This window comes from Paenibacillus sp. JDR-2 (assembly GCF_000023585.1).
Classification (GTDB): Bacteria; Bacillota; Bacilli; order Paenibacillales; family Paenibacillaceae; genus Pristimantibacillus.
Window position 1 is genome coordinate 6,624,758 of sequence record NC_012914.1, and the last position, 24,850, is coordinate 6,649,607.

At 48.8% G+C, this 24,850-nt stretch carries 18 protein-coding genes; all 18 read right to left on the reverse strand.

Annotated elements, in window-relative coordinates:
* Nucleotides 1-33: 33 nt before the first annotated feature.
* Nucleotides 34-534: a hypothetical protein gene (locus PJDR2_RS29075; protein ID WP_015847321.1), complete on the reverse strand. Its 501-nt coding sequence runs from the start codon at nucleotides 532-534 to the stop codon at nucleotides 34-36.
* 131 nt (nucleotides 535-665) lie between these two features.
* Nucleotides 666-2,762 (reverse strand): hypothetical protein, encoded by a 2,097-nt coding sequence (locus PJDR2_RS29080; protein WP_015847322.1) that lies wholly within the window; start codon nucleotides 2,760-2,762, stop codon nucleotides 666-668.
* Nucleotides 2,763-2,980: 218 nt separating this feature from the next.
* Entirely contained in the window at nucleotides 2,981-5,596 is a 2,616-nt protein-coding gene (locus tag PJDR2_RS29085) for an S-layer homology domain-containing protein (protein ID WP_041613688.1), read from the reverse strand.
* Between the two features lie 528 nt (nucleotides 5,597-6,124).
* Nucleotides 6,125-10,243 (reverse strand): S-layer homology domain-containing protein, encoded by a 4,119-nt coding sequence (locus tag PJDR2_RS29090; RefSeq protein ID WP_015847324.1) that lies wholly within the window; start codon nucleotides 10,241-10,243, stop codon nucleotides 6,125-6,127.
* Nucleotides 10,244-10,548: 305 nt separating this feature from the next.
* Complete coding sequence (locus tag PJDR2_RS29095; protein ID WP_015847325.1) at nucleotides 10,549-11,685, reverse strand: glycosyltransferase family 4 protein; 1,137 nt, start codon at nucleotides 11,683-11,685, stop codon at nucleotides 10,549-10,551.
* 105 nt (nucleotides 11,686-11,790) lie between these two features.
* On the reverse strand, nucleotides 11,791-12,501 hold the full coding sequence (locus PJDR2_RS29100) for a WecB/TagA/CpsF family glycosyltransferase (protein WP_083778281.1): 711 nt from the start codon (nucleotides 12,499-12,501) through the stop codon (nucleotides 11,791-11,793).
* 58 nt (nucleotides 12,502-12,559) lie between these two features.
* On the reverse strand, nucleotides 12,560-13,717 hold the full coding sequence (csaB, locus tag PJDR2_RS29105; protein ID WP_015847327.1) for a polysaccharide pyruvyl transferase CsaB: 1,158 nt from the start codon (nucleotides 13,715-13,717) through the stop codon (nucleotides 12,560-12,562).
* Complete coding sequence (locus PJDR2_RS29110) at nucleotides 13,681-15,783, reverse strand: DUF5693 family protein (protein WP_015847328.1); 2,103 nt, start codon at nucleotides 15,781-15,783, stop codon at nucleotides 13,681-13,683. Before PJDR2_RS29110 ends, csaB begins: the two co-directional genes overlap by 37 nt.
* A gap of 64 nt (nucleotides 15,784-15,847) precedes the next feature.
* Complete coding sequence (locus PJDR2_RS29115) at nucleotides 15,848-17,560, reverse strand: phospho-sugar mutase (protein ID WP_015847329.1); 1,713 nt, start codon at nucleotides 17,558-17,560, stop codon at nucleotides 15,848-15,850.
* Nucleotides 17,561-17,722: 162 nt separating this feature from the next.
* Nucleotides 17,723-18,151 carry a 3-hydroxyacyl-ACP dehydratase FabZ gene (fabZ, locus tag PJDR2_RS29120; protein ID WP_015847330.1) on the reverse strand — a complete coding sequence of 143 codons (429 nt, stop codon included), beginning with the start codon at nucleotides 18,149-18,151 and terminating at the stop codon, nucleotides 17,723-17,725.
* 167 nt (nucleotides 18,152-18,318) lie between these two features.
* Nucleotides 18,319-18,861 carry a CDP-alcohol phosphatidyltransferase family protein gene (locus PJDR2_RS29125; RefSeq protein WP_015847331.1) on the reverse strand — a complete coding sequence of 181 codons (543 nt, stop codon included), beginning with the start codon at nucleotides 18,859-18,861 and terminating at the stop codon, nucleotides 18,319-18,321.
* Nucleotides 18,862-19,041: 180 nt separating this feature from the next.
* Nucleotides 19,042-19,338 carry a DNA-directed RNA polymerase subunit beta gene (locus tag PJDR2_RS29130; protein WP_015847332.1) on the reverse strand — a complete coding sequence of 99 codons (297 nt, stop codon included), beginning with the start codon at nucleotides 19,336-19,338 and terminating at the stop codon, nucleotides 19,042-19,044.
* Nucleotides 19,339-19,351: 13 nt separating this feature from the next.
* Entirely contained in the window at nucleotides 19,352-20,179 is an 828-nt protein-coding gene (locus PJDR2_RS29135; RefSeq protein WP_015847333.1) for a flagellar hook-basal body protein, read from the reverse strand.
* Nucleotides 20,180-20,201: 22 nt separating this feature from the next.
* Nucleotides 20,202-21,068, reverse strand: coding sequence for a flagellar hook-basal body protein (locus PJDR2_RS29140; protein ID WP_015847334.1), 867 nt, complete (start codon nucleotides 21,066-21,068; stop codon nucleotides 20,202-20,204).
* A gap of 176 nt (nucleotides 21,069-21,244) precedes the next feature.
* On the reverse strand, nucleotides 21,245-22,246 hold the full coding sequence (gene mreB, locus PJDR2_RS29145; RefSeq protein ID WP_015847335.1) for a rod shape-determining protein MreB: 1,002 nt from the start codon (nucleotides 22,244-22,246) through the stop codon (nucleotides 21,245-21,247).
* A gap of 138 nt (nucleotides 22,247-22,384) precedes the next feature.
* On the reverse strand, nucleotides 22,385-22,672 hold the full coding sequence (gene spoIIID / locus PJDR2_RS29150; protein WP_015847336.1) for a sporulation transcriptional regulator SpoIIID: 288 nt from the start codon (nucleotides 22,670-22,672) through the stop codon (nucleotides 22,385-22,387).
* Between the two features lie 156 nt (nucleotides 22,673-22,828).
* The gene (locus tag PJDR2_RS29155; RefSeq protein WP_015847337.1) at nucleotides 22,829-23,581 is read right to left on the reverse strand and encodes a M23 family metallopeptidase; all 753 of its coding nucleotides are present in this window, start codon (nucleotides 23,579-23,581) and stop codon (nucleotides 22,829-22,831) included.
* 82 nt (nucleotides 23,582-23,663) lie between these two features.
* A complete protein-coding gene (gene spoIID, locus PJDR2_RS29160; protein WP_015847338.1) occupies nucleotides 23,664-24,815 on the reverse strand; it encodes a stage II sporulation protein D in 1,152 nt (383 codons plus the stop codon).
* Nucleotides 24,816-24,850: the final 35 nt, after the last annotated feature.

Here is a 24,850-nt window from a genome sequence, read left to right on the forward strand (position 1 = left end):
CTGTGCGGGTAAAATGTTCTATAACATCCAAGCTTATTGAATAACGTAGCTGCCACGTACTAATACAGTCAACGAGCCTTTATAAGACGGATCAGTAGTAATACCGCGTCCTGCGCGCGGGAATAAAATGTGATGGTTAGCCGTGATCGATTTGCCGTTCGTTAAATCTTTGCCATCCGTCAAATCTGCAATACCATTCGCGTCCGTACTATATACAATGGCTTTACCTGAACGCACGACAACCTCAGTACCTTCATTTGCAATGAGGATTTTACCGTTAGGGACAGATACAACTTCAAGCTTTGCGCTTGTGCCGCCTGTTTCCGGCTGCGTTGTTCCGCCGCCGTTAGAACCGGAACCAGCTTTGGCAATCTGCTCATCCACATAGCTCTTGGTTACGACCGGATCATCGGCAGAACCTGGCACAGCTGCATTGGATTCCGCCTCAAGGGTTGTCGGCCAGTTCACCCCAGCAATAATGCCTGCTCCTACAAGAACAACAGCGAGTACAATCCGTAGTGCATACTTCTTCAATTTCGACAAACTCCTTTCTTAACGCAATTACGCAAAATTACGCAAACAAATCTAGTATCTTCTATTAAGATACTAGATTTGAATGGGATTAACCAGTTATTTCTTACTTTAAAATTTCCTCATAAACTAGATTAGTTGTTCGTTTCATCTAACCAGTTATAAGATGGCGCAAATTTCACGTCTTTGGAGAACAGCTTCTTCTTGTTGCCATTTAGTACTTCATACACATTTAATGTATAGCTGCTCCAGTATTTATTTTCTTTTTGCGTTTGAGTAATCTCATTCATGTTATTGCCGACTTTCCATTGGAGGCTGTTATCTGCTTTGCCTTCTAGGCTTACATTTTGCGTCCACAATACATCGCCAGTTGGCTCATACACCAGTTCATATTGCAGCTTGGATTGCGTGAATCCATCATAGTTGTAATCACGGCTAACTGTGCTAGCCAGATTGATAACAACATTGAGTTCATTTTGAACAAAGATAGTGAATTGAGTGAGATCTACTGTATATGGACCAATCTTGATTCCTTTGTTGCTATTGGTTGCCGTTTCAGCTGGTAGACCAAACAATACGCCACGGATATAACCGGTAGGATTTCCTGTTGCACCTTTCAGCAATCCGTTTGTGTCGATAGCCTCACCCATTAACAGTTGCAGGCCTTCGCGGCTTACATTTGAAGGTAGCTGCGTATAAGCAATAACCTGCTCTTTGTAGCCTGGAGAGATCGTTGCAGCTGTTTTCACAAAAGTAACGTCGTAATAATTACCGTTTGCCGATTTGAAATATCCTGACCACTGCGGCATAGTTTTACTTCTGGATTGATTGTTCGTTACATCTAGATACACCGCATAGAGATCATTTGTATCTCCGCTGTACGTACGAACATCCGTAACTTTGACGCTCATTTCCGAACCTATCGATTTTTGAGTATAAACGCTACCGGATGATACCGAGTAGATTGGTGTAACATCAGACTTTGTAACCTCGGCTACATCGACCGTGTCATTACCGGATTTCTCGTTTAATTGCAGCTTAAACTTCTTCCAGTTGTATCCGGTTTGCAGTTTGCCGATAAATGTCATCGTAGTAGTAGCGCCTGGTGCGATACTGATGTCTCCGGCATTTTTAACCGTCTGGCTAGTCAGTGTAATCGAATCATCAAGCAGCATGGTACCTGTAAGATCAGGCAATGGCAGGTATGTTGTACCGCTGTTCTTCACTGCAAGCTTAGCTACTACGTTATCTTCATTATTCCAAGGCATGCGTTGTACAGATTGTAATTCAACGTTATAAGTGCCATTAGCATCTGTGAATGTTTGTTTTGCTGTGCCAGTGCTTGTATTGCCAACGGATACTGGTGTTACAAAAGAAACTACAGGCAGTTCAACTTGCGTATTATCAGCAGCCGTTATCTTCTGGGTAACGATGAATTTCCATCCTGATGTCGAAACGGTATTAGGGATAGATCCTGTCAATTCAATTGTATTAAGTACCGATGGAGCCAAAAGCAGATTTTGATCTGCCGTATCTTTCAATGTCAATTTATAAAGGCCTACCGAAGTTTTAATATAGTAGTTATACTCCGGGAGATTCACTCCAAATTGGCTTGTATTGCGTGCTACATAAGTAAGATTGACCGAGTAATTATCCACAGTCTTGCCTACCGTTGTTTTATTAACACGCATATTTACGCTGGAGCCGCCAACTTTAACCGCACGATAACCGCCGGCTTTCACGTCATTTGTATAACCAGCCGGGAATGTAAATTGGCCAATCGTTTTCTCATAACCAGAGACGGAGAAGTCAAACTTCACAAAGTTAAGAATGAGCTGATCCATCGTTACTTTCGAGCCTACTGCACTATAGAAAGTAAGAGTTGTACTAGACTTTGGACTAACCGTCTTCTTATTTGCCTTATCTAGCAGCGTAAGAGTATATTTTGTGCCGCTTTTTGTTTTCAATCGTGCCCAATAATCAACAAGATTAATAGGATTGCTGCTTCCGTTATAAAATTCAAATGTAAAGCTGGCGGTAGCGCCATTAACACTTGGGATCAAGCTGGCATCCGTAAGCTGCACATAGGAATTGCCTGATATGTACACCTTCTTATTAACCGATGATGCCGTTGTCGCAGCCGCGAAAGATACCGGAATGGCACTTAGCAGCATCACAAAAGCGACGAAGAGAGATACGAGCATTGTCGATCGTTTAAAGCTTTTCCGCATTGTCACATTCACTCCGTATAATTAGATTTACTTAAATAGACGAGAATGGAATCCTATAAGTTTCGGCACTTTCAAAAATGTTTCGCCCTCTTCACTCTGAATCCGCCTATACAAGTAACTATAACGTGTTTATATGAACTATGTATGAACGATTCTAAGAAAATAAAAAGAAAGCTGAGAGCAAGCTCTCAGCTTTCTAGATAGTTCCGAAGAAGCAATTAGTGAGCAGTGATCAGGATCACGCCAGCTTCGTCGTTGCCGTTGTAAGAAGTGCCAGTACCAGTTACAGTAACTTCGTATTTACCAGGAGCAGTGCCATAGTTGTCAGCTGCAACCAGTACGTCAGTGAAGTTCGAAACTTCGATAGTACCGTCAGTTTTCTTAATGTAAACTTGAGTAGCAGCAGTAGCTACAAACGGATTAGCATGACCAGCAACAGTGAATTTCTTGCCGCTGATGTCAGTGATAGCTACGCCAGTAGCTGGAGTATTTACGATTGCTTTAGCATCGTATTTACCGTCGCCTGCGCCTGCACCTGTAGCAGCGTCAGTCAATGTTACCAGATCGTTTGCAGCGTAAGTTGCACCATAAGTAGTAGCATCTACGTTGAACGATTTAGTTTCACCATTAACTTTCAGGTTAATAGTGTAAACATTGTCTGCAGCGTTAGTAGTTGTTGCAGTGTACGATTTGCTGATGAACAGACCTTGAGCTTGAGCCAATTGGTCTACAGAGCCGCTGCCCAGAACGATTACGTATTGAGCTACGCCAGTGTCGTTAGAACGAACAGCAATCGATGCGCCTTTAGTTACGTCAGCAGCTGTACCAGCGGCTACTGTCGAATCAGAAGGTGTACCAGTGTTTACGCCGAATTTCAGGTAAACAGTGCTGCTGTCCAGACGGTATGTTGTACCAGCAGTTACTTTGGACGAATCAACTGCAGTTACAGCAGCACCAGTCAAGGAAGTAACAGTGTCAACTGTCAAAGTATTGTCAGCCGCTTTATCAGCTGCGCTTACCAGTGTCAAACGACCGTCGCTGTCAGTTTTCAGTGGTACCAAAGTATTTTTAGCATAGTCACCGTCTTTAGTGTATGCAGTTACTTTAGTGTTGTCTTTCAACGAGTAGTAAACTACTTTATTGTAGACTTTATCGGAAACCATACCGTTATCGATGATGGAGTATTTAGTAGTGTTATCTACATCAAGGATTACAGCAAAGTTAGAAGCTGCAACAGCTGCAGTAGAAGAGTAGAATACTACTTTGCCGTCTTTGTTCAGGTTGAACGCATATTCAGTACCGATGTTCGATGCTGTCAGAGCGCTGATTTGAGCGCCTACTTGCGAGTAAGTAGTGCCGTTTACTGTGTAAGTTGGGTTGTTGTCGTTATCACGGCCAACAGCTTGAAGCTTACCAGTTACAACGTTGCGAGTAGCAACTACTTGCAGTGCAAGACCGTCGCCGTTAACAACGAAGTTAACTACGTCGTTTTCTTTCAGATCAGCCAGTGCAGCCGCTTTGCCGTCCAGTGTGATTGCTGTGTTAGCATCCACTTTAACGGAGTAGCCGTCTTTACCGATGATTCTGCTGTATGTGGAGTAAGATACTACTTCTTTAAATACATTGTTCGATTTCCAAGTGCTCACGAGAATCGCTTGAACGTTGCCTTTGCTGTTCAAGAGCAATTGAACATCTTGGTCATTAGTGAATGTATAAGGCAAAGCTTGCTCAACAGAGTTTACAAATACTTTTACATCAGCAGTAGCCGTGTAAGAAGCAGCTCCGTTGTTAACTTTAAATGTAAGATCAGCAGGAACCGCTGGAGTTGTGCTACCAAGCGTGATTGTATCTACGTCAGTAGAAGCATTAACGATTTTAGCGGATTCTTGAGCATCAGTTACTGCAATAACTTCGCCGTTTTTGTTTTTCAGGACGCTAACTGTATGACCCAACAGTTCAGACAGTTTTTTGCCGCCAGTAACGAAGAATTCTTTTGCAGTTGCAACGCTTTTACCACCAAGGCTGATTTGGCCGCTGGAGTTCAGTGCGCCAGCTGTCAATACGTTAGCTGGTTCGAAAGCGCCGAGTTTGCTGATGAACAATTTAGCAGCGTCGCCTTTGCCGTCGCCGTCAGTATCAACAAGCAGGTAGCCCAGATCGCCGTCTGCATTGTAAGATACCAGTTGTTTATCCAAAGTGTTGGATGTCAGTTCAGCAACTACGCCACGAGTAGCGTTTGTACCGTTTGCTGCATCAACGCCTTCGAACAGACCAACTTCGTCAGCTTGAAGCAACACGTTGTAAGGCCACGAGCCGGAAAGGTATTTGTCTTGGTATCCAAGAGCACGAACCAGGATCGCTACAACTTCTTCAAACTTGATAGTGTCGTTAGGACGGAAGTTGCCGTTGTAACCTTGGATGAAACCTTTAGCTGCAGCAGCGTTGATGTAACCTGTGTACCAAGCGCCTTTTTTAACGTCTTTGAACGCAGGAGCTGTGTTAGCCATCAGGTTTGCGGAGCTTTCGTTGCCAGTTGCAACGATAACGATTTTAGCCAGCTCAGCACGAGTGATCGTGTTGTCCGGTTTGAATGTACCGTCAGCATAACCTTGAACGATACCCAATGCAGTCAGTTGCTCAACTGCGGATTGTACTGGTTTGCCAACTACGTCAGATGGAGTAGCTGCAAATGCAGGAACTGCCAAAGCGGAAAGCATGGAGCCAGCGAGTGCCAGCGAAAGTAAACTTTTTTTCATAACCTTTTTTTCTCCTCCTCTAAATACCTTCGGTTGTTGAGAGTTTTGTTTAGAAAATGAATTGCTCGTTTTTCTCATAGCCGATTCACCCCCTTCCCCGAGTTAAGAGCATAAATTTAAAAATTTAATATAAATGATGTCTGCTTCCATGCTTCAACCCTATGTAAGAACATGTCGCAGAAACTCGTAAACCTACGAAAAAACCATATAAATATATTACTAGAGAAGACCTACCACTTTAACATTATACAATGGGCTACTCACAGCGTAAAGAGGAAGTTGAGAAATCATTCCACTTACAGGAATAATAGTAGTCCCAAGGTACTACATGCCTCGTTTTTGCAATGTCATGTAATTAAACGCATAGTAGCTCAAAAAGTTGCGCTCAGTTCAAAAAAGTTCTGAGTTTTTTTTCGATTCGGTTGTTTATGTATTGCTACCCTTCTCTAGGTATGTGTTTAGTATAGCTTGGCCTATCAATCTCGTCATTGCAAAACATTTTCCATGGATAAACTTACTTTAGAAAATATTGCATTAGAAATTAGTGGTAATTAATAAAAATTAATAATAGAGCAGTTCGGCCAAGAGCCGAGCTGCTCTACCTCATTAATTGGCGTAAATTGCTGGCAATGTTTTGTTGCTTGCCATAACTTTGGCGATCAGGATCGATGCGTCGCTGCGCAGCAATCTCGCTCTAGGCTCAAATACGTAGCCAGCTTTCTTATCGTTAGGATTAATCATCGAGCCTTGGATAAAGCCCTTTTTCTGAATCGCAAGAATCGATGGTACCGCATAGTAATCAGCATTAGCGGAATCCTTAAACGCTTTATCTAATGCGGCCTTAGCCTTTGCCGCGTCTGTCTCCAGCTTCAGATTAAGCGCTTTTGCTAGAATAACCGATGCGTCTTGGCGCGTCAACTTCGTATCCGGTTCAAAGGTGACGGGCTGAGTGCCTCGAACGATACCCGCTCTAGCGGCTGTCTCAATATAACGGTAATCATAGAGTGCATCGATATTTAGAATCGGGTCTACCGGTACATCGATAAAATGCTTTGGTCCCTCATAATTCAAAGGAATGCTCAGTGCTTTAACGATCATACGCGCGAATTCACCACGGGATACGTATTGGTCTGCACCAAAGATACCTGTAGGGTCTTCCGCATTCATAACGCCTTTAGCAAATATAGCCTCCATGGCATTACGAGCATAAGTATGATCATTAATATCGTTGAAACCATAAGTCAGCTTGCCTACTACATAATAGCCAAACTTTTGGAACGGCACCTTAATAGTGTGCTTCTTCTCGTCAACCGTTCCGCCCATGTTCTCCCAAACATTCTCGTACGGATCATAACGGAATACCGTTACAACGGTTCCGGCGCCTTGCGAGATATTAGGATCATAGGACAAAGTCATTGTCCCAGGCTGTGACGGAATAATCTCTCTTCCGCTGCTGAAGCGTTTGAAGAATTGCTGAGTTGGATCCCCTTGAACCATAGCGTATGGATAAGGATCTTGACCGGTTGTAACTGGGTCGTACGCTTTTGTAGCATCATCATCCGCCAGACCTCCGTCGATCCAGAAGAGCGAACTTACTTTAATGAACCGATCAGAGAAGAATTCGCTCAAGTAATACGAGCCAACTGCGTTTTCCGACCAATAATCTGCAGGCTGGCTTCTGAATTCATAACGGTTGATTACGCCATCCGTAGGATTGGCGATACCGAACAGAAGCTGGTTGCCGCTGTAAATCTGGCTGGAATTGTTGCTAGTCGAGTTGTAAGAAGGACGAACAAGCTTAGTATTTTTCGGGAAGGTCAATGCCAGGCTGCCGTCAAACACTTTATGGGAGCTCGCCATCGTTTCCGTATATTGTGCACCAGGAATGTTCGCCGGTTCATAATTGACAGTTAAGGAATCCGTGATTTTATCCTTGCCACGGGTAATAACAATTGGAATAGCTGTTACTTTATTGGCTTTCAAGCCTGTTACTCGAACCTTATAAGCTTCGATAGGCACTGGAGTAACCGGGTCTTGGCTGTAGTCCAGGTAAGTAACCTTCTTGGCAGCAAGCTTGTTAATCGTCATAGAGTCCGCGCCTGGCGAAGCAATAATGACGTCAACAAAGTTCGAATTCAGATTACGCTCTTCCGTTACAGGCGCAAGCACGGTATACGGAATAGCAACAGGGTCAACCTCGAGACGGTAAGTCGCACGTGGACCTGCCTCGCCGCTGTTAAACACGGTAAACGTATAAACCTGCGCACTGCCGTCTTCAGGAATTTCTTGGTCTTCCATAATGAAGTAGAAGTACTGGTTAGTCACATCGTAATACACTTTAATACCGGCTACTGTTGCATTCGGGTTAATAGCTGTGCCAACCGGTTTGCCATTAGAAGTTGGCGTGAATTCCTTAGTTAAATCCCACACAACATCTTTTGCAAAGTTAGGAGAGCTTACTTTCAGAATGTAGTTAGTCAGCACGCTGTCATTAGTAAGCGGATTTCCATCGGGATCTGTTAGTTCTGCCATTTTATTCGCGATCTCTACCGTATCATCACCAAGATCAACAAAGTCGAATGTGCCATATACGTTCATGCGCGCTTCTTTCGTCGAGAAGATGTTCGATACATTCGTAAAGTTCGGATCGTTTGCAAGCGGTTCTTGCAGGTTCACGCTGTACGGATATACACCATCCGTATTTGCTGCAGGAATAGATGGCAGATTAGTTGGAACGATATTGATTTTGACTGTGTTTTCATAGTTGTTCTTGGATGTCTTGTAAACGATTTTAAAGGTGTTTTCACCTGTTTTGTTCAAGACGCCAAAGGCTGTTGCTTTTATTGTATCTACGCCGTTTGCGTCTTTTTTAACAGCAAGTTTAAATTTCGTCTTAGTAGCAGAACCATTCTGCTCAAGCGGAACTTCCACGTTGTTAATATAGAAGAAAACGGTTTGCGGTTTAGAATCGCCGGCATAAACGATCTCGTCCTCATTGGCGATATTCATGAACTGACCTGCGAAACTGCCAAGCTGATCGAAAATATAGTCAATGCCTTCGTTAACCTTCATGGTAGTGTCGTATTTAATTTGCATGCCATTGTACAAGCTGTCGTATTTCACGAATGGACCGTATAGCAGCTTGATAGTTGCTGATTTAAGAGCGGTGTTGCCGGCTACTTTAAAATTCAGCAACTGGGTACCTGCAGTAGGCAGCTTCGATACTTCCATAAATAAACGCAGGAATGGTACGGAAACACCGTTGACATTCCGGTAAACGATTTGATTCACCGTATCTTGGCTAAAATTGATGCCAGCCGATGACTGCAACGGCTGACCCGCGCTGTCGACTAACGTTACGATATTGTTATAATTACTACCTAGCGCAGTGTAGTTGCCAACCAACACTTCAACACCCATTGGAAGCGAGTAAATATTCGCATTTTCAATGTCCGTGCCTTCAAGCACTTGCAGTTTAGTTATATCGCCTTTCATGCCTGCGGTATAACCAGTCAGGTAGTTTACGTCATAGATGTATGGAAGATTACTGTTATGAAGCGTCAGTGTATAGGTCGGGGACTGTTGGGTTTCATCGTCCACCACGTTATAACCTTGCATTTTAAACCGATAAGGAGTTTCGTATGAAAACCCTGTTGAAGACGTATTGCCAATAGCAAAGCTGAATGAGACCGTTATATATTTCGTAGTTTGCGTAATGGAATTCTGATCCGGGCTTACAGCTTTAATGTCTGTCGCAATCGGCTGATAGTTCTGCCCGCCTGACCACTGCGGCAAAAACAAAAAGCGGCTGGCCAGATTGGCAAAGTCCGATACATCCGGAGTATAGGCGTTGTTTGCATATTTTACGGGAATAATCGCTTTTCCCGAAAGTGTTAAGTTCTTGTTAGCACCAACTGATAAATCCGATGTTTTGTCCAAATCAATTGAGGTTGTTCCATCCGAAACCGACATATCATAGAAGGTCGAAGAACCATTGTAGAAAGCAATCTCTCTTGTCGTCTCTACAACCTGGCTGTTATTGTACACGCGGATCGTAACAATGTTCTTGCCTGTCTTGATATTTAACGGAGAGGCAACAAACTTGTAATCACCCGCATCGGATACGTTATATTCGTAGCTCTTGCCGTTTACGGAAACCGAAACCTTTGTTGCGTTCGGAGCTTTACCGCTGATGGAGATATCCTCGCTTGTTTTGCCGTCGGACAATGCTGATTGCAGAACCGTAGTCTGATCCTCCAAGATCGGATAGCTCGTACCGCGAATGGTCGCCGTCAAGTCGTAAAGCATCGGGCTGTTACGATATTCGATGTAGATCGATTCGCTGACGGTAGAAGTACCGTAGATGCCTTTAAAAGTCAGCTTATTGAGTCCCGGATACAATTCCACGTTATTAACCGTGATATTGTTTCCGCTTAAAGCGATATTGGCGGTCTGATTCTCAATCGAATTGACAACCGTCTCTTTGCCACCGCTAACTGAAACGTTGTAAACGCTGTAGCTGATCGAGTTACCTACTACATTGTTGATTGTACCTTTCAGGGTTACACGCTGGTCGGTGGTAATCCTTGCGCTTCCTGAAGTATACTGCTCATTCGGAAATAGGAAATACGTCCCCGCGGCGGATGCTTTGTGCGGTGTACTAAACGGCGGCAGCAGCGTAATTAGAAGCGCCAGTGACAGCACAAGGGATAATAGCTTTTTCAAAACGATGTTCCTCCTTTATGTAATGGCTGTTAGCGTAATGAATAATTGAACGATCGACGGTTCCAACTGGTTGACATTGCAATTAGAGGTCGATTGTTAATAAAGCTGTATGTTCCGATTTACTTCCTCCCTCACACTCTTCGGCTGAAGAATAGTTCTGTACCTTTGTTATCGGTCCGCTAGCCCTAAAATGTTAGTTCATTCGGCAGATTGGAATTATAAAGAAATTTTAATGAAGGCATGAAAAAAAGGGCTGTCCCGATTGGACAACCCTTTGATCTTGCGTGTATGAAAAAATAGCTTAATTATTTCGAGCTTCTTGCATCGACCTTCGAGCGAAGCATGCGGTTCAAGAAGTTAATAAGCGGACGACGCGACTTGTCTACGATCCCGATGAGCTCCGCGCCAATCTGAAGGCTGAAGATCACCAGACAGATCACGATAAACGTAATCCAGTTCGCGGAGGTTGATTGCACGACGGTTGATTGCAGAACCGCAAATCCGCCGAACACCGCAGCCACGCTCCAGATGATAAGAACGGTCTTGCGATGGCTGAAGCCAAGCTCTTGCAGACAATGATGCAGATGTCCTTTGTCCGGGGCAAAGATCGGGCGCTTGTTCACAAGACGACGGATGATTGCGAAGAACGTGTCGGACAACGGTACACCGATGATAAGCAGCGGAGTCACGAACGATACGATCGTAATCTGCTTGAAGCTTGTCATCGACAGCATCGCCAGGCAGAAGCCTAAGAACAATGAGCCGGAGTCACCCATAAAGATTTTGGCCGGATGGAAGTTGAAGTACAGGAATCCAACAATACCACCCAAGAGCAGAACGCTCAGCAAGATAATCGGCACATTGCCCATGATGATCGCCATCACGAGGATGGTACCGATCGCAATAGCGGATACGCCGCCTGCCAGCCCGTCCAGACCATCGATCAGATTGATCGCGTTCGTCACGCCCACGATCCAGAAAATCGTGATCGGAATGGAGATCCAGGCTTCAATCGGCTGCATCGTTGCGCCAAACGGTACGTTCAGCAGATCGATCTTCACTCCGAAGCCGAATACCACTACGCAAGCCGCAGCGATTTGCGCAACCAGCTTCACCTTGGCCGACAGCTCGAAGCGGTCGTCAAACGCGCCAATGAGGATAATCATCGTACCGCCAACCAGAACGGCGCGGATCAGATTTTCTCCCTCGTGGTTCAGCAATCCGTCCGGAATGAACGGCATCAGAATGAGAAATCCGACTGCAAAAGCAAGATAGATCCCGAGACCACCCATACGGGGCATAATCCGCGTATGTACTTTGCGGTGATTCGGTTTATCGATCGCTCCAACCTTGAAAGCGAATTTTTTAACTAGCGGTGTCATAACTAGAGCTATTATTAGAGATATGATAAATCCTAGTGTGTACAGTAAGCCTGCTGGCATATTGTGCAGCTCCCCTTTTTCTTTCTACCGAAGTGAATTATACTCCGACAGAAGAAGAAACTCCAAATCCCGTTTTCACGTATTTTCAACGGTTTTGGGAGGTTATTACGTAGTAGGGCGTGGTTTCTTGACGTTTTCTTTATCGCGAACCACTTTCACGACGAATTTCGGCAATACCATCATTCTTGGCAGCCTTTTCGGCTCCTGTAATAACCGGTAAAACCACTCCAAACGCAGCTTCTGGAACAGCACTGGCGCTCTTTTCAGCTTGCCTGCAATAATATCGAAGCTTCCTCCAACTCCCATAATAAATGGAACGCCAAGCTGCTTCTTATATTTGGCAATCCAAGGCTCCTGCGTGTCCGCGCCTCGTGCCACAAACAGTAAATCCGGTGCTGCCTGCCGAACCGCTTCGATTACTTCTGCGTCCTGTTCGGGGCCAAAGTAGCCGTTGCGGCAGCCTACGATGCGAACCTGCGGATATTGCAGCTGCAGCTTTTCGGCCGCCGCTTCAATAATTTCCGTCGATGTGCCAAGCAAATAAGCTGTCCATTTCCGTTTTTCGCCCTCTTGCATAAGACGATGCAACAGGTCAAAGCCCGTTACGCGTTCTGTCACCGGGGTCCCCACATAATTGGCCGCCCATACGACTCCCGCACCGTCCGGTACGATAAGCTCGGCTTTTCTCATCATCTTGTAGTAATCCTGGCTTTCGACAGCCGACATTACCATAATCGGATTAGCCGTAATGACATGCGTCTGGCGCTTGTGTTCAATTGCTTCTGTTAGATATTTGACCGTCTCGTCCATGCTCATCTTGGAGAATGGAATTCCGTAAATCGGCACCGTTGGGACTTGTTTCGACAAGTGAAAATCACCTCGATATGGTATGACGCAATAACTGCGCAATTTGTTGCGCTGGCTGCTGCGATTGTTGTCTTAATCGTTCGATCGCTTCGCGATGCTTCTCTTTCCAGCCGTTTGCGTCGTCCAGCAGCCGCTGGGCGCTGTCCGCGAAAGCGATTGGATCAAGCTGTTCAGTCGTGCCGACCGGCGTTAGACCGAGACGGTGAAGGAACTGATCGATCTTCGGATCGTACGATAAGCCAAGCATCGGAACCATTTGGTTCGCCGCGTAGATGAGCGCGTGAAGGCGCATGCCAAACAGCGCATCGCAGCGGCTTACCTCCAGCAGCATTTGCTGGGGGTCGTCGCCAGGGGCGGCAAGCTCAGCCGAGCTTCCGCCGGCCAGCCTGCCGCCGAGCCGTTCCATAACCAGCTTCGATGCTTCCGCATCGTCAGGGGTATGGAACGGTAAGAACCTCAGCCGCACCGGGCGGCGGCTGGCAAGCTCGGCCAGCGCGTCTGCCGCGCGGCCAAGATCCTCGCCGTCCTTGCGCCAATGCCGCAAGGACACGCCCAGCACGGGCACAGCCGCGGCTTCGCCTGCGGCGGCTGCAGCCCGCCCCGCTGCCGCGCCAGCCGGCAGCGGCAGCCCCATTACCGGATCGGGTACAACCTCGATCCGGCCAGCCGCAACGCCAATCCGCTTCAATAGCTCAGCGGATTCGGCGTCCCGCACCGACACGTACGCGCTCTTCCGCATACTCGAGCGGATGAGCGGATCCATCCAGCGCCGGTTCACCGGCCCGATCCCTTGCGAATAAATAAACGTCGGCTTGCCAAGCCACTGGGCAAGCTTGATGATTCCTGTGTAATACGGAATCGTCTTCGCTCCCGTAGCATCCTGCAGCAGGCTTCCGCCGCCGCTGATCAGCCCGTCGCTTGCACGGAGCGCATTCAGCACGTCCTTCGGATGCATCCTCCGGACGGCTTCCACGCCGTACATGCGGCTCGTCCAAGCCGGGTCGGCCGACAGCACGACCGGCTGAATTTGAACACCGTTAGCCTCGCCCTGCTCGGCTAACGCGAGCAGGATCGAGCGGAGTACCGCTTCGTCGCCGCTGTTGCGAAAACCGTAGTAGCCGGAGATCACTATTCGGTAATTTTTTTTATCAGTCCCGGTGACCATTTACGCCAAACCCCTTCCACCACTTGCCACACGCCAATCACGATCAGGCCGATAATCGCGCCAAGGCCAAGACCGAGGAATACGCGGATAATCGAAATGTACAGCGGCGTATGAATGTGAGCGAACGTATCGACCATCGACAGCTGTCCGATCGAGCCTACAATAATGAACACCCACGCTGCGCGGTAACGAAGCGCAAGGAACAGACCCGCCAAGAGCAGCGGATGCGCCAAGAGGAACTCCTTGCTTCGCGGGCGAACGCCGAACGTCTGCTCCAGCCAGTTACGGAACGTCAGCTCCAGCGAAGAAGCCGAGCCTTCGTTGCCTGTCCGCGACAGATAGTACATACCTACTACGGCAATTACCACAAAGGCCACAACCATAAACACGGTAATCGGCATATTAGCAAATTTGCGGATACGGCGTACCGGAGAATTGCCGGTATAGAGCAGCACGTAAATCGCCGTTAAGCCGATAGGCGCCAAATGAAGAAGGCTGACGCCGCGGAACTGCTGCAGCACCATGCTGTACGTAATATTGTTCAGAAGACCAAAGACAAATGGCACCGCCATCAGCGAGATCAGCGCGGTTACGATAAACCAGATCACCGCAAGGCCAAGGCGACGACCTACCGTCAAGCCTTCGAATATCCATTTGCCTTCGCCAGGAGCGCCGGCTCGTCCATTCCAGGCGGCCCCGCCCACCGTGCGGAGGCTGCCCTCGGTACGGGAATAGACGCGATTCATAACCCAGACAAGCGCAAGGGTAGGAGCACTGATGCCGGCTCCAAGCGCCAGCGCCTGCTCGGCAAGCGGACTGTTAATCTGGAACAGACCTGCAGCCCCAACTAGACCGATCAAATAAAGCGGAATCAGCGTACCTGGGATGAATACGTTAACGAGCAGGGCGATCAGAGCAACGGCGCCTGCAGCTACAACCATCTTAAGCGGCTTGATATAAGACGGATGCTTCACGTCAAACGGCTGTGCCAGATTCGGAGAGAAGCCGGCATCGGTCAAACGCTGAACCAGGCCGTCTTTGCCCTTCATCGTGATATAGAGATTATCCAGACCGCTTACGACGGCCGACTTCTCCAGGCTTGTCTGCACGCCGGCATTCAGGAAGAACATCCGGATGTTGCGGTCCTTCGCAGCAAGCAGGAAGCGGTCGGTGAGCACCTCCGGCGATTTGCCGATAGCATCCTCAGCCGACAGGGAATACAAGCGTACGATATTATAATTTGTAATATATGCTAATTTATTTATGCCGGCTTGAGGTTTTTTCAAGTTCTCGATCGTTGCGATACCCATACCGTATTTGTTGAGCAAATCAGCGAACGAATTAAGGCTGTGAAGCTCGACTTGATCCTTGTAGCCCTTCACCGTAGCACCGTCAAACAATACGCGCGTTACGCCAACTTCCTTCAGACGGGCCAGCTGCGTATCCGTTGCGGCCTCATCGTAAGGCAGCACGCGGTCCGAGAAACGGGCCAGGATATGAAAACCTTTGTCGTGCAGGGTCTGAAGCGTAATCGGGTCGAAATCCATCGGCTGCAGCAGCACGGACTGCAGCGGCAATTCAACGACAAGTCCGTTGCGGCCGTCAAAGGACCAAGGACGGTACGTTGCACCGGCATGATCCATCGCCTGACGGACGATTGGTCCAACTTTCTCTTCCTCTTCCGGACCGCTGAACAGAATGTAAGTAAAGTTCTGCCCTACCGGCTCCAGCTTGCTTTGAAGCAGAGCGATATCCTTCGAGCTGTAATATTTCAGGCGCCCGGCCTGGGAAAGCTCCTTCAGGGAGCTTTCGTACAGAGACATCGTCGTAATGCCGGCGCCTTTCATTTTGTCCAGCTGCTCGTCGATAAACTGCTGCGGCCGCGTCTGGTATTCCGAGATTTCAACCAGATCGCGATAATCGAATACATATTCCACGGATTTCGAGGATGCTTCCATATTCATTCGATTCATACCGATCGGCATTGCGGCGATTGCGCCAATAATTGCAATAACCCACAGCCAGAGTATCGCTTTGCGGTTCCATTGCTGCCAACGTTGAAGCACAATAATCCTCCGTTCAATCTCTTGCGAATGTGATCTCTATCTGACAATAACCCGCCACGGCGGATTAAGCTTTGCTGTCTACGCGTTCCATTACGGCGCCGCGGAGATTTCCAAGCAGCTCGGCTGCATGCTCCGTGGACTCCCCGCGAACGGCGAAATACACTTTAATCTTAGGCTCCGTACCGGATGGACGCAGGCAGAACCACGATCCGTCGGCGAGCATGTATTTCAGTACGTTCTCCGGACGAAGCCCGTCAAGTCCGCCAAGGTAATCAAGCACTTTCTCCACCTTCACGCCGTTGATCTCGGCAGGCGGATTGTTGCGCCAGTCATTCATAATGCCGGCAATCTGCTGCACGCCGTCAAGACCCTTCAGCGTACGCGACTCAAGGCCTTCGAGGTAGAAGCCATGCTTCGCATACAGCTCAAGAAGAACGTCATACAACGTTTTTCCTTGACTGCTATAGTATGCCGCCGCTTCGCAAATCAATAACGAAGCCACAACCGCATCTTTGTCGCGGGCATAATCGCCAGTCAAATAACCGTAGCTTTCTTCATAACCGAACAGGAAAGCATGCTCGCCTGTTTGCTCGTAAGCCGTCATTTTCTCGCCAATATATTTGAAGCCAGTCAATGTATTCTCTACGGCTGCGCCATAGGAACGAGCGATATCGGCCCCCATCTCGCTGGTAACGATCGTTTTGATAACGACGCCGTTAGCCGGCAGCTGGCCGCGCTCCTTCAATTGACTGAGCACATATTCGATCATCAAGGCGCCCGACTGATTGCCGGTCAGGACGACATATTCGCCATTGTTGTTTTTAACAACCGCACCCATGCGGTCGGCATCCGGGTCCGTACCCATAATAATGTCGGCATTAATCTCTTGAGCAAGCTTCATCGCAAGCGTAAAAGCTTCGCGCTCTTCCGGATTCGGCGATTTGACCGTGCTGAAGTAACCGTCAGGCGCCTCCTGCTCGGCTACGATGTGAACATTGCTGAAGCCCGCTTTGCGCAGCACTTCGCGGACAGGCAGGTTGCCGGAACCATGAAGCGGCGTAAAGACTACTTTAAATTTCTCGCCAAGGCCGCTTTGCAGCAGCTCTTTATTCAAGCTTTGCGCAACAACGGTATCCGTGTATTGCTCGTCTGCTTCCGCATCAAGCCATACAAGAAGGCCTTGTGCTTCCGCGTCCTCGCGGCTCATTCTTTTCACTTGATCAAAACCGGTCACCTGGCCGATAGAAGCAATAACTTGCTCTGCGTCTTCAGGGATCAGCTGGCAGCCGTCAGCGCCGTAAGCTTTATAACCGTTATATTCCGGCGGGTTGTGGCTCGCCGTAATGACGATACCCGTCGAGCAGCCAAGCGCGCGTACCGCATAAGACAGCTGAGGCGTTGGGCGCAGCGAAGGGAACAGATAGGTTTTTACGCCATTTGCGGCAAGCACCAGAGCGGAGTCAAGCGCAAATTCGGGCGAGTTGTTACGCGAGTCGTGAGCGATTACAGCGGATGGTTGTCCCTCCACTCGGGAAAGCACCCAGTTCGCGAGACCTTGCGTAGCTTTGCCTACGGTATAAGCATTCAGACGGTTTGTGCCTGCGCCCATGACGCCGCGAAGACCGCCTGTCCCAAACTCAAGATCGCGGTAGAAACGGTCCGTAATTTCCTTCTCTTGTCCTTCAATGCTGCGAAGCTCTTCCTTTGTAGCCTCGTCGATAAGCGTATCATTCAGCCAAGCCTGGTAACGTTCAACTGCTTTTTCATTTTGATTCATTAAACAGCTTCACTCCTTTTTTATAAAAAGATTATGGTTCTCTATAAAAAAACCTCTATCGAAGTCTTTCGACGATGAAGGGCCGCGTTTAGAGGTAAGTTTTATCGCCAAATAGAATTTCAGTTTCCACTATCCCGGAACTTATAAATTCTATTGTGGTACCTAGCGTTCCGACAATGCAAACATAAGCTCGCCTTCCGCAACCACTTGTCCGTCAACTTTTGCTGTCGCTTTCCCTTTGCCGATAGGCCCTTTAAGACGGGTAATTTCCACTTCCAGCTCAAGCGTGTCGCCCGGTTTTACCTGACCGCGGAAACGGAAGCCGTCGATGCCGGCGAAGAAGCCGAGCTTGCCGCGGTTCGCTTCAACCATCAGCATGGCAACGGAACCTACTTGCGCGAGCGCCTCAACGATTAGTACACCCGGCATAACCGGATATCCGGGGAAGTGCCCTACAAAGTGAGGTTCGTTCATCGTTACGTTTTTGATGCCTACGGCGCGGACGCCCGGCTCTACCTCTGTAATGCGGTCCACGAGCAGAAATGGCGGGCGATGCGGAATAATTTCTTGGATTTGGTTAATATCGAGCATGAATATTCGCTCCTTTCACGGGTTAACAGGTATAAAATACGTTTACTTTACGAAAACTAATAGTATCCTTCATCAAACTGCAGGTTGTGAAGGTTGAGATAAGGGGGCTTGGCTGGCGGATATCGATAATCCACGGGCCAAGCCTCTTTGTGCGCCTACTGCCTTGCCTATTGCCCCGGCCCAATGGTCTTGTTCTGTCCGGAGCCCGGCTTGTTCAGCGCCTGGAACAAAATAATGTACACAATTGCCGTCAGAAACGAGAAGGCAATGACTGCCCACAAGTACGAATCGGCAAACGGCGCTTCAAGAAATACAAACATGATGCCGATATAAAACAGCACCGTTGTCAGTTTGCCCATCCAATTCGCCGGCACGGTCTTTTTCCCTTTAAAGTGAAAAATCATGCCTCCGGCTATCATTCCAAAATCGCGCAAAAAGATCGCTGCAGCCGCTGCCCACGAAATGTGGCCGGCAAGGAGTAGCGATAAAATGACGGAAATGAACATCAGCTTGTCTGCGAGCGGATCGAGCATCTGACCGGCTGTCGTTACCTGCCCTGTGCGCCGGGCAATATACCCGTCGAGTATATCCGTGAGGCCTGCTGCCACGACAACCAGAAAGGCGTAAATCATGTGTCCCTGCGCAAATATCGCGACATAGACGGGGATCATTGCAAAACGCAGCGACGTTAAAAAATTCGGCAGATTCAAACGCGCACGCCCCTCTACCTTTATCCGTTTCTTCTATACAAGGTTCCCAATCATTATACAACTACCATATGAAAATGAAAACAGCACCAACCGTCCGCGGGAAACCAAAAAAAGCTGCTCCCCAGTCACCATAACATAATGACTTCCGGAAACAGCCCTTCATTAATAAATATTCATGTTCTACGAATCGGAGAAAACTAAATCATACATATGCTGCCAGGTCTCCCAATGGAATACATCGCTGCCCGGCTGCTTGCCTACAACCGCATACCCGACATACAGACCGGTGATGAGCATAATGACCATGATGACCGGCACCATACTTTTGCGCAAAATCCAAAATGCGATTCGCGCACCTGTGGAACGCTGCTTTTTCTCGGAATGGTCGCCGCCCACCGCTTTGCTTCTTTCCTCGACTGGCGACTTCTCCTGATTTTTCGGCGCGCTCCGCGTCAGAACCGCCCGTTCATCCGTCATACTCTCACCCTATCTATTTGCGCAGGCTGTTGGCTAACCCCATCATGGTGTCGCTGGACGTTAAAGCTCTTGCGGCCATCTGGTAAGCTCGCTGCACATTAATAAGCTCCGTCATCTCGTCACCCAGGTTAACATTCGATTGCTCTAGGGCGCCTTGACGAAGCGCTATGCCATTCTCGCCGTTTGGCGTTACGTTCTGCAGCACGTCTGCAACGTTAATGCCATCGGCTATTTCATACAAATTGTCGGCAACCAGCGTTAAGGCTGCGGGACGGGTTGCTTGAACAAGCTTGATGGAGCCAAGCTCAATCGTGCTTCCGTCAGTAGCCACGCCTTCCGCCGTACCGTCCGCATTAACCCGAAGCTGATAACCGCTTGGCACGACAAGAGGTCCCTCGCCTGCCGGCGTATTCGCAACAACCGGATATCCTTCCGGCGTTGCCAAAATCGTATCACCGTTTGCCGCAACCGTCAACTGCAGCGCGCCATTGCGGGTATAAGCGCGGTCCCCGTTTGCGTTAACGGCAACCTCGAACAACGCGTCGCCTTCAATCGCAAGGTCGGTATCCTTTTCCGTCGTTTTGATCGTCCCCTGCTGCAGATTCGGCTGAATCATCGCAAGCCTCGAGCCCCAGCCTTGATTGAAATTCAGGGAAGTCAATCTTCCGGGCTGATTGAACGCGTCCGGCTGCTTCCTTGTATTATTGAGCAAATCTTCGAAGGTAGCTTCCTTACGTTTATAGCCTACCGTATTCACATTCGCAATATTATCCGCCAGCATGTCCAATTTTTGCTGAAGAGCATTCATCGATACGCTGGCATTAATCATCGAGCTGTTCATTTATATATGCCTCCTTGAAGCCCTATACCCGGCCCACTTGATTCACCGCTTTATCCAAGCTTTCATCGTAGAATTGGATAACCTTCTGATTCGCTTCATAAGCGCGCAGCGCGGCCATCAAATCTACCGAGGATTGCGCGGCGTCAACATTGGAGCGCTCTACGTAACCCTGACGCACCTCAACGCGTTCACCTGCGACAACAGGGCGGGCATCCTGGGCATCGCCGGCCAGACGGAATTTCCCGTCCCCTTCGCGGGCCAGCTCGTTAGGATTATCGATCCGGGTAAGCAAAAGCTGTCTTCCTGAATCCGCACCGGTCTTTGCATCAACAAAACGTTGGTCCGCCGTCAAGGTCAGGCCGTCAAGGCTGACTCCCTGAGGAAACTGAATCGGGTTGCCGTCCGCCCCGAGCACATTCGATCCGTCACCGGCTACCAAGAAGCCATCCGACGTCAAGGTAAAGGAGCCTCCGCGCGTATAGCGGATCTCGCCGTTCTTGTCCTGCAGCGTAAAAAAGGCTTGAGGCTGGAACGTCACATCGCCGTCCGGCGACACGTACTTGCCTGATGCATCAAAAGCCATTCCCGGCACATCGATATTGGAGACAAGGGCAAAATCCGATGATTTGCCCGTCTGCATCAGGTCGCCCTGCAGATGAATCGCAAGGCTTTCTTCAGCAAACACACCGGTGCTGACCTTGCCAATCTGCTTCTCGTCTTTCTGGTCTACTCCCGTCAGCGACAGCAGCATCTCCGGAAAAGAACGGGTTACCGCATAGGTCTGCTTATAACCAGGCGTATTAATATTGGTAATATTATTCGTTATCGTATCATGTCTGCGCTGCTGCGCGGTCATACCCGCCGCAGCCGTATAAAGACCTCTTAACATGTGGCGCCTCCCCGGCCGGTCCGCTTACGAAGCCGTGCTCTTAAAAAAATCGTATCTCTTCATATATAATATCGGCTTCGTACAGGGCCGCCGTTATAGATCCTCTCTGCGACCTTCGACTCATTTATGCTTCGGCGCGCTCCCCACAGCGCCCTACCTGCACAAATTGCACAGATTTAGGCCCGGCTTTTTTTGCCGAGCTTGTCCAAGTTATCAAGAAGGATGCCTGTCCCCTTCACGACGCAATGCATCGGGTCCTCCGCGATAAGAACAGGAACCTTAAGCTCGTCCGCAAGCAGAGCATCCAGCCCGTCCAGCAGCGCGCCGCCGCCGGTCAGAATGACGCCGCGGTCGATAATATCGGACGACAATTCGGGCGGTGTGCGCTCCAGCACCATTTTTGCCGCAGCAACAATAGACATCACCGGATCCCACAATGCTTCGCGCACTTCGGCTGAACGAATGGTAATCGTCAGCGGCAGACCGGACACCATATCGCGTCCGCGAATATCGATCTCGTCATGCCGTCCATCCTCGTACACCGTACCGATCTTGATCTTGATATCTTCGCTTGTCCGCTCACCGATCAGAAGACGGTACTTATCCTTGATATACTTCATAATCGCTGCGTCGAACTTGTCCCCCGCGACTTTGATCGAGGATGAGGTCACGACATCGCCCATCGACAGAACCGCCACGTCGGTAGTACCGCCGCCAATGTCTACGACCATGTTGCCGCTAGGCTGGAATATGTCCATTCCAGCCCCGATAGCGGCAGCTTTTGGCTCTTCCTCCAGAAATACTTCCTTCGCGCCGCTCCGTTCAGCCGCTTCGCGGATCGCTTTCTGCTCTACCGACGTAATATTGGTAGGAGCGCAGATCAGAATACGCGGACGGCTGAACCATTTGCGGCCTTCAACACGGTCAATAAAAGCCTTAAGCATAATTTCCGTAATTTCGAAATCGGCAATAACGCCGTCGCGAAGCGGACGGATGGCAACGATGTTGCCGGGAGTACGCCCAACCATGCGGTGCGCTTCTTCGCCAACGGCGAGCACCCGTTTCGAATCGCTTTCAATCGCGACTACCGAAGGTTCGTCGAGAACAACGCCCTTCCCTTTTACGTGAATGGATACATTTGCTGTACCCAAATCAATACCGATATCCTTGCTAAGCATAAGGCTATAGTCCTCCAACCAATAATGTAATCATCCCGTCCATAAATAGTTCCCACGACATAGGACATACTGATGTACATTATTCGCCAAAAACCACAAAATTCCTCTTATTTATGTGCACAAAAACTCGAAAAATGTTTAACTTTTGCCAGCTGCGATAACTTCCCGTTTCTTCGTGCTGGTCTTCTTGTATTTGATCTTTGTAGCTTCCCCTCCCCTCAGATGACGGATCGACTTGTGGTACTCGAGAATGTGCTTCACCTGGTCCGCCAGGTCGGGGTTGATTTCCGGCAAACGCTCGGTCAAATCCTTATGAACCGTACTTTTGGAAACGCCGAACTCTTTAGCGATCGTACGCACCGTATGTTTGGTTTCAACGATGCAGCGACCTATTTTAATGGTTCGTTCTTTGATGTAATCATGCACGTTCCCGCCTCCCTACTCGAGATAGTTTGGTACAGTATATGAGGGGTACGGGTATATATTCTTTATGGTCAAGCCTTAGTGGCGTGTTTGGCCTAAAAATTTCATAAAAAAACGAAACAGGCAGGGGTTTCCACCCCTGCCTGTGAGACTTTCGTCCTATTTTTTTTCTTGAGCAAGCGATTGCCCAACGACGGAAGCCGGGTTAACCGACTTGCCGTTCTCCTGCACGCTGAAGTGAAGGTGAACGCCGAGATCCTTCTCGAGATCATTGCGGCCCGCTACTGCGATTTTCGTTCCTTGCTTCACATCGTCGCCTACGGCTACTTGGATGTCGCTAAGGCTTTGATATACCGTTACGAGACCGTCGCCGTGGCTGATCTCTACAACGTTACCGTTTGTAGGATGCTTCTCAACGCGGGTTACTTTACCGGAGAGAGCAGCGAGTACGTCAAACGGTTGATCGCTTGGATCCGCAAAGTCTACGCCGGTGTGAGGAGCAAGCGTGTTATCGCCGATTTGGATAACGGCTTTCGCTTTCTCGTCGCTCGTTGCGTTTACATCATAGTAAGGGAGCACTTCATCCAGATTGTCTTTGTTTACTACCGGCCATTCCAATTTCTCGCCTTTTCTTTCCGCTTGGAGCGCTTGGTCATCCGGCTTTGCAGCATCGCTGCCTGCAACGGTCTCCGTGTTTTCGGAAGTCGTAGCTGAAGTTTCTTTGGTGTTGTCCGAACCCTGGTAGATCCACATTAAGGCTACGATGATTGCCGCGGCTGCCATAAACGCTGCCGGGGTTACCCATTTCTTCGACAGCAGTTTTTTAAAGCCATTGCTAGACTTAGCGGCAGATACTTCTCCTAGTACGTTTTTAGGAGATTCTTGCTTAGGTTTGTTTTGATTTTCATTCATTTGATATCACCTCACTAGCCATTGTTGCCAGAACATCTAGCTTTATACGTGAGGGGTTACTATTTTTTGAGAAATGAAACTTTTAACGAAATTTCGCTGCAAGCTTCGAAGCTTGTTCGACTTTTGTGCCCGTATAATAGTAGGTTACGATTTGCTCGGCGCTTTTCCCTTCTTCCGCCATGCCGTTGGCTCCCCATTGGCTCATGCCCACTCCATGACCGTAGCCAAAGGTCGTTATATCAATCTCGTCCCCATCCAGCTTCCATGTAAATTCTGAGGAAGCAAGTCCAAGCTTCTCCCGCACTTCCCGTCCGGTGTACGTCTTGCCGTCTATCAGAATATCGGCAATTCGGTTTCCCTCTGTTTTATCCAGCACCCGTATAACCGGCTTTTTCTTGCTGGCCAGCCCTAGTCTTGCATTAAAATCAGAGAGTTGCAGCTTCACCGTCTCCTGATAGCGGGGCGAAAGCTGTTTGTCCCAAGGGCTTGCTACGCTTCGAAGATAGGGAAGCTCCTCCTGAAAGTATTGCTCCGAGTTTTCCGTATACCCGTTGCTCGTGGAGAAAAATACCGCCTGAATCGGTTCGCCTTCATAGGTAATCACTTCCCCGCGAGTCTCGCTTACGGCTTTGTTCAGCTTCGCCATTCTCGACTCCTGTTCACCCTTTGGCCAAAGCTCCTTTAGCTTATCGATCGAAATATAGATTTGATGATCAATCGTATCGGTGACATCGGCCCGGGACGCCGCACCGGTTGCCGGCATGCCGCTATGATCATCAAGCTCAATCCTTCTCACTATATAAGTACGTGCGGCGATAGCCTGGGCCTTTAACGCCTCAAGACCAAAATCGGCGGGCATTTCCCCCGCAACTACGCCTCTGACATAGGTCTCCAGCGTAACCCGCTCCGTACGTTGCTCCTTTGTTAAATAGACCGTAATATACGTTTCCTTGCTGCTTGCCGCCGAGTTCGGCTTTCCGGATGGAGACGGCAAAGGCGCCTGCCCGAACCCGTCGGCAGACGCCTTATTGCTAGACGTTACGCCGCTGCTCTCCCCCTGGAACCGATCAGATCCGGCACTGCTTGATTCGGCGCTCCGGTATGCGGAAGTCGCCAGCAGTACAGAAATACTCATCACTATTCCAATTCCGAAGGCTGTCCAGCATACAGCGGCTAACCACCTGCTGCCGGGACGCCTGATCGCCCGTTTCGGTCTGCCTATTACGTATCTCATAGATCTCCTCTCCGCCTATAAGCCGCTTTAAGAGA

Coding starts and splice junctions, on each gene's coding strand:
- PJDR2_RS29080 (WP_015847322.1), bottom strand. CDS start 2,762: ATGCGGAAAAGCTTTAAACGATCGACAATGCTCGTATCTCTCTTCGTC.
- PJDR2_RS29085 (WP_041613688.1), bottom strand. CDS start 5,596: ATGAGAAAAACGAGCAATTCATTTTCTAAACAAAACTCTCAACAACCG.
- PJDR2_RS29095 (WP_015847325.1), bottom strand. CDS start 11,685: ATGCCAGCAGGCTTACTGTACACACTAGGATTTATCATATCTCTAATA.
- PJDR2_RS29100 (WP_083778281.1), bottom strand. CDS start 12,501: ATGAGCATGGACGAGACGGTCAAATATCTAACAGAAGCAATTGAACAC.
- csaB (WP_015847327.1), bottom strand. CDS start 13,717: ATGGTCACCGGGACTGATAAAAAAAATTACCGAATAGTGATCTCCGGC.
- PJDR2_RS29115 (WP_015847329.1), bottom strand. CDS start 17,560: ATGAATCAAAATGAAAAAGCAGTTGAACGTTACCAGGCTTGGCTGAAT.
- fabZ (WP_015847330.1), bottom strand. CDS start 18,151: ATGCTCGATATTAACCAAATCCAAGAAATTATTCCGCATCGCCCGCCA.
- PJDR2_RS29130 (WP_015847332.1), bottom strand. CDS start 19,338: ATGACGGATGAACGGGCGGTTCTGACGCGGAGCGCGCCGAAAAATCAG.
- PJDR2_RS29135 (WP_015847333.1), bottom strand. CDS start 20,179: ATGAACAGCTCGATGATTAATGCCAGCGTATCGATGAATGCTCTTCAG.
- PJDR2_RS29140 (WP_015847334.1), bottom strand. CDS start 21,068: ATGTTAAGAGGTCTTTATACGGCTGCGGCGGGTATGACCGCGCAGCAG.
- mreB (WP_015847335.1), bottom strand. CDS start 22,246: ATGCTTAGCAAGGATATCGGTATTGATTTGGGTACAGCAAATGTATCC.
- PJDR2_RS29155 (WP_015847337.1), bottom strand. CDS start 23,581: ATGAATGAAAATCAAAACAAACCTAAGCAAGAATCTCCTAAAAACGTA.
- spoIID (WP_015847338.1), bottom strand. CDS start 24,815: ATGAGATACGTAATAGGCAGACCGAAACGGGCGATCAGGCGTCCCGGC.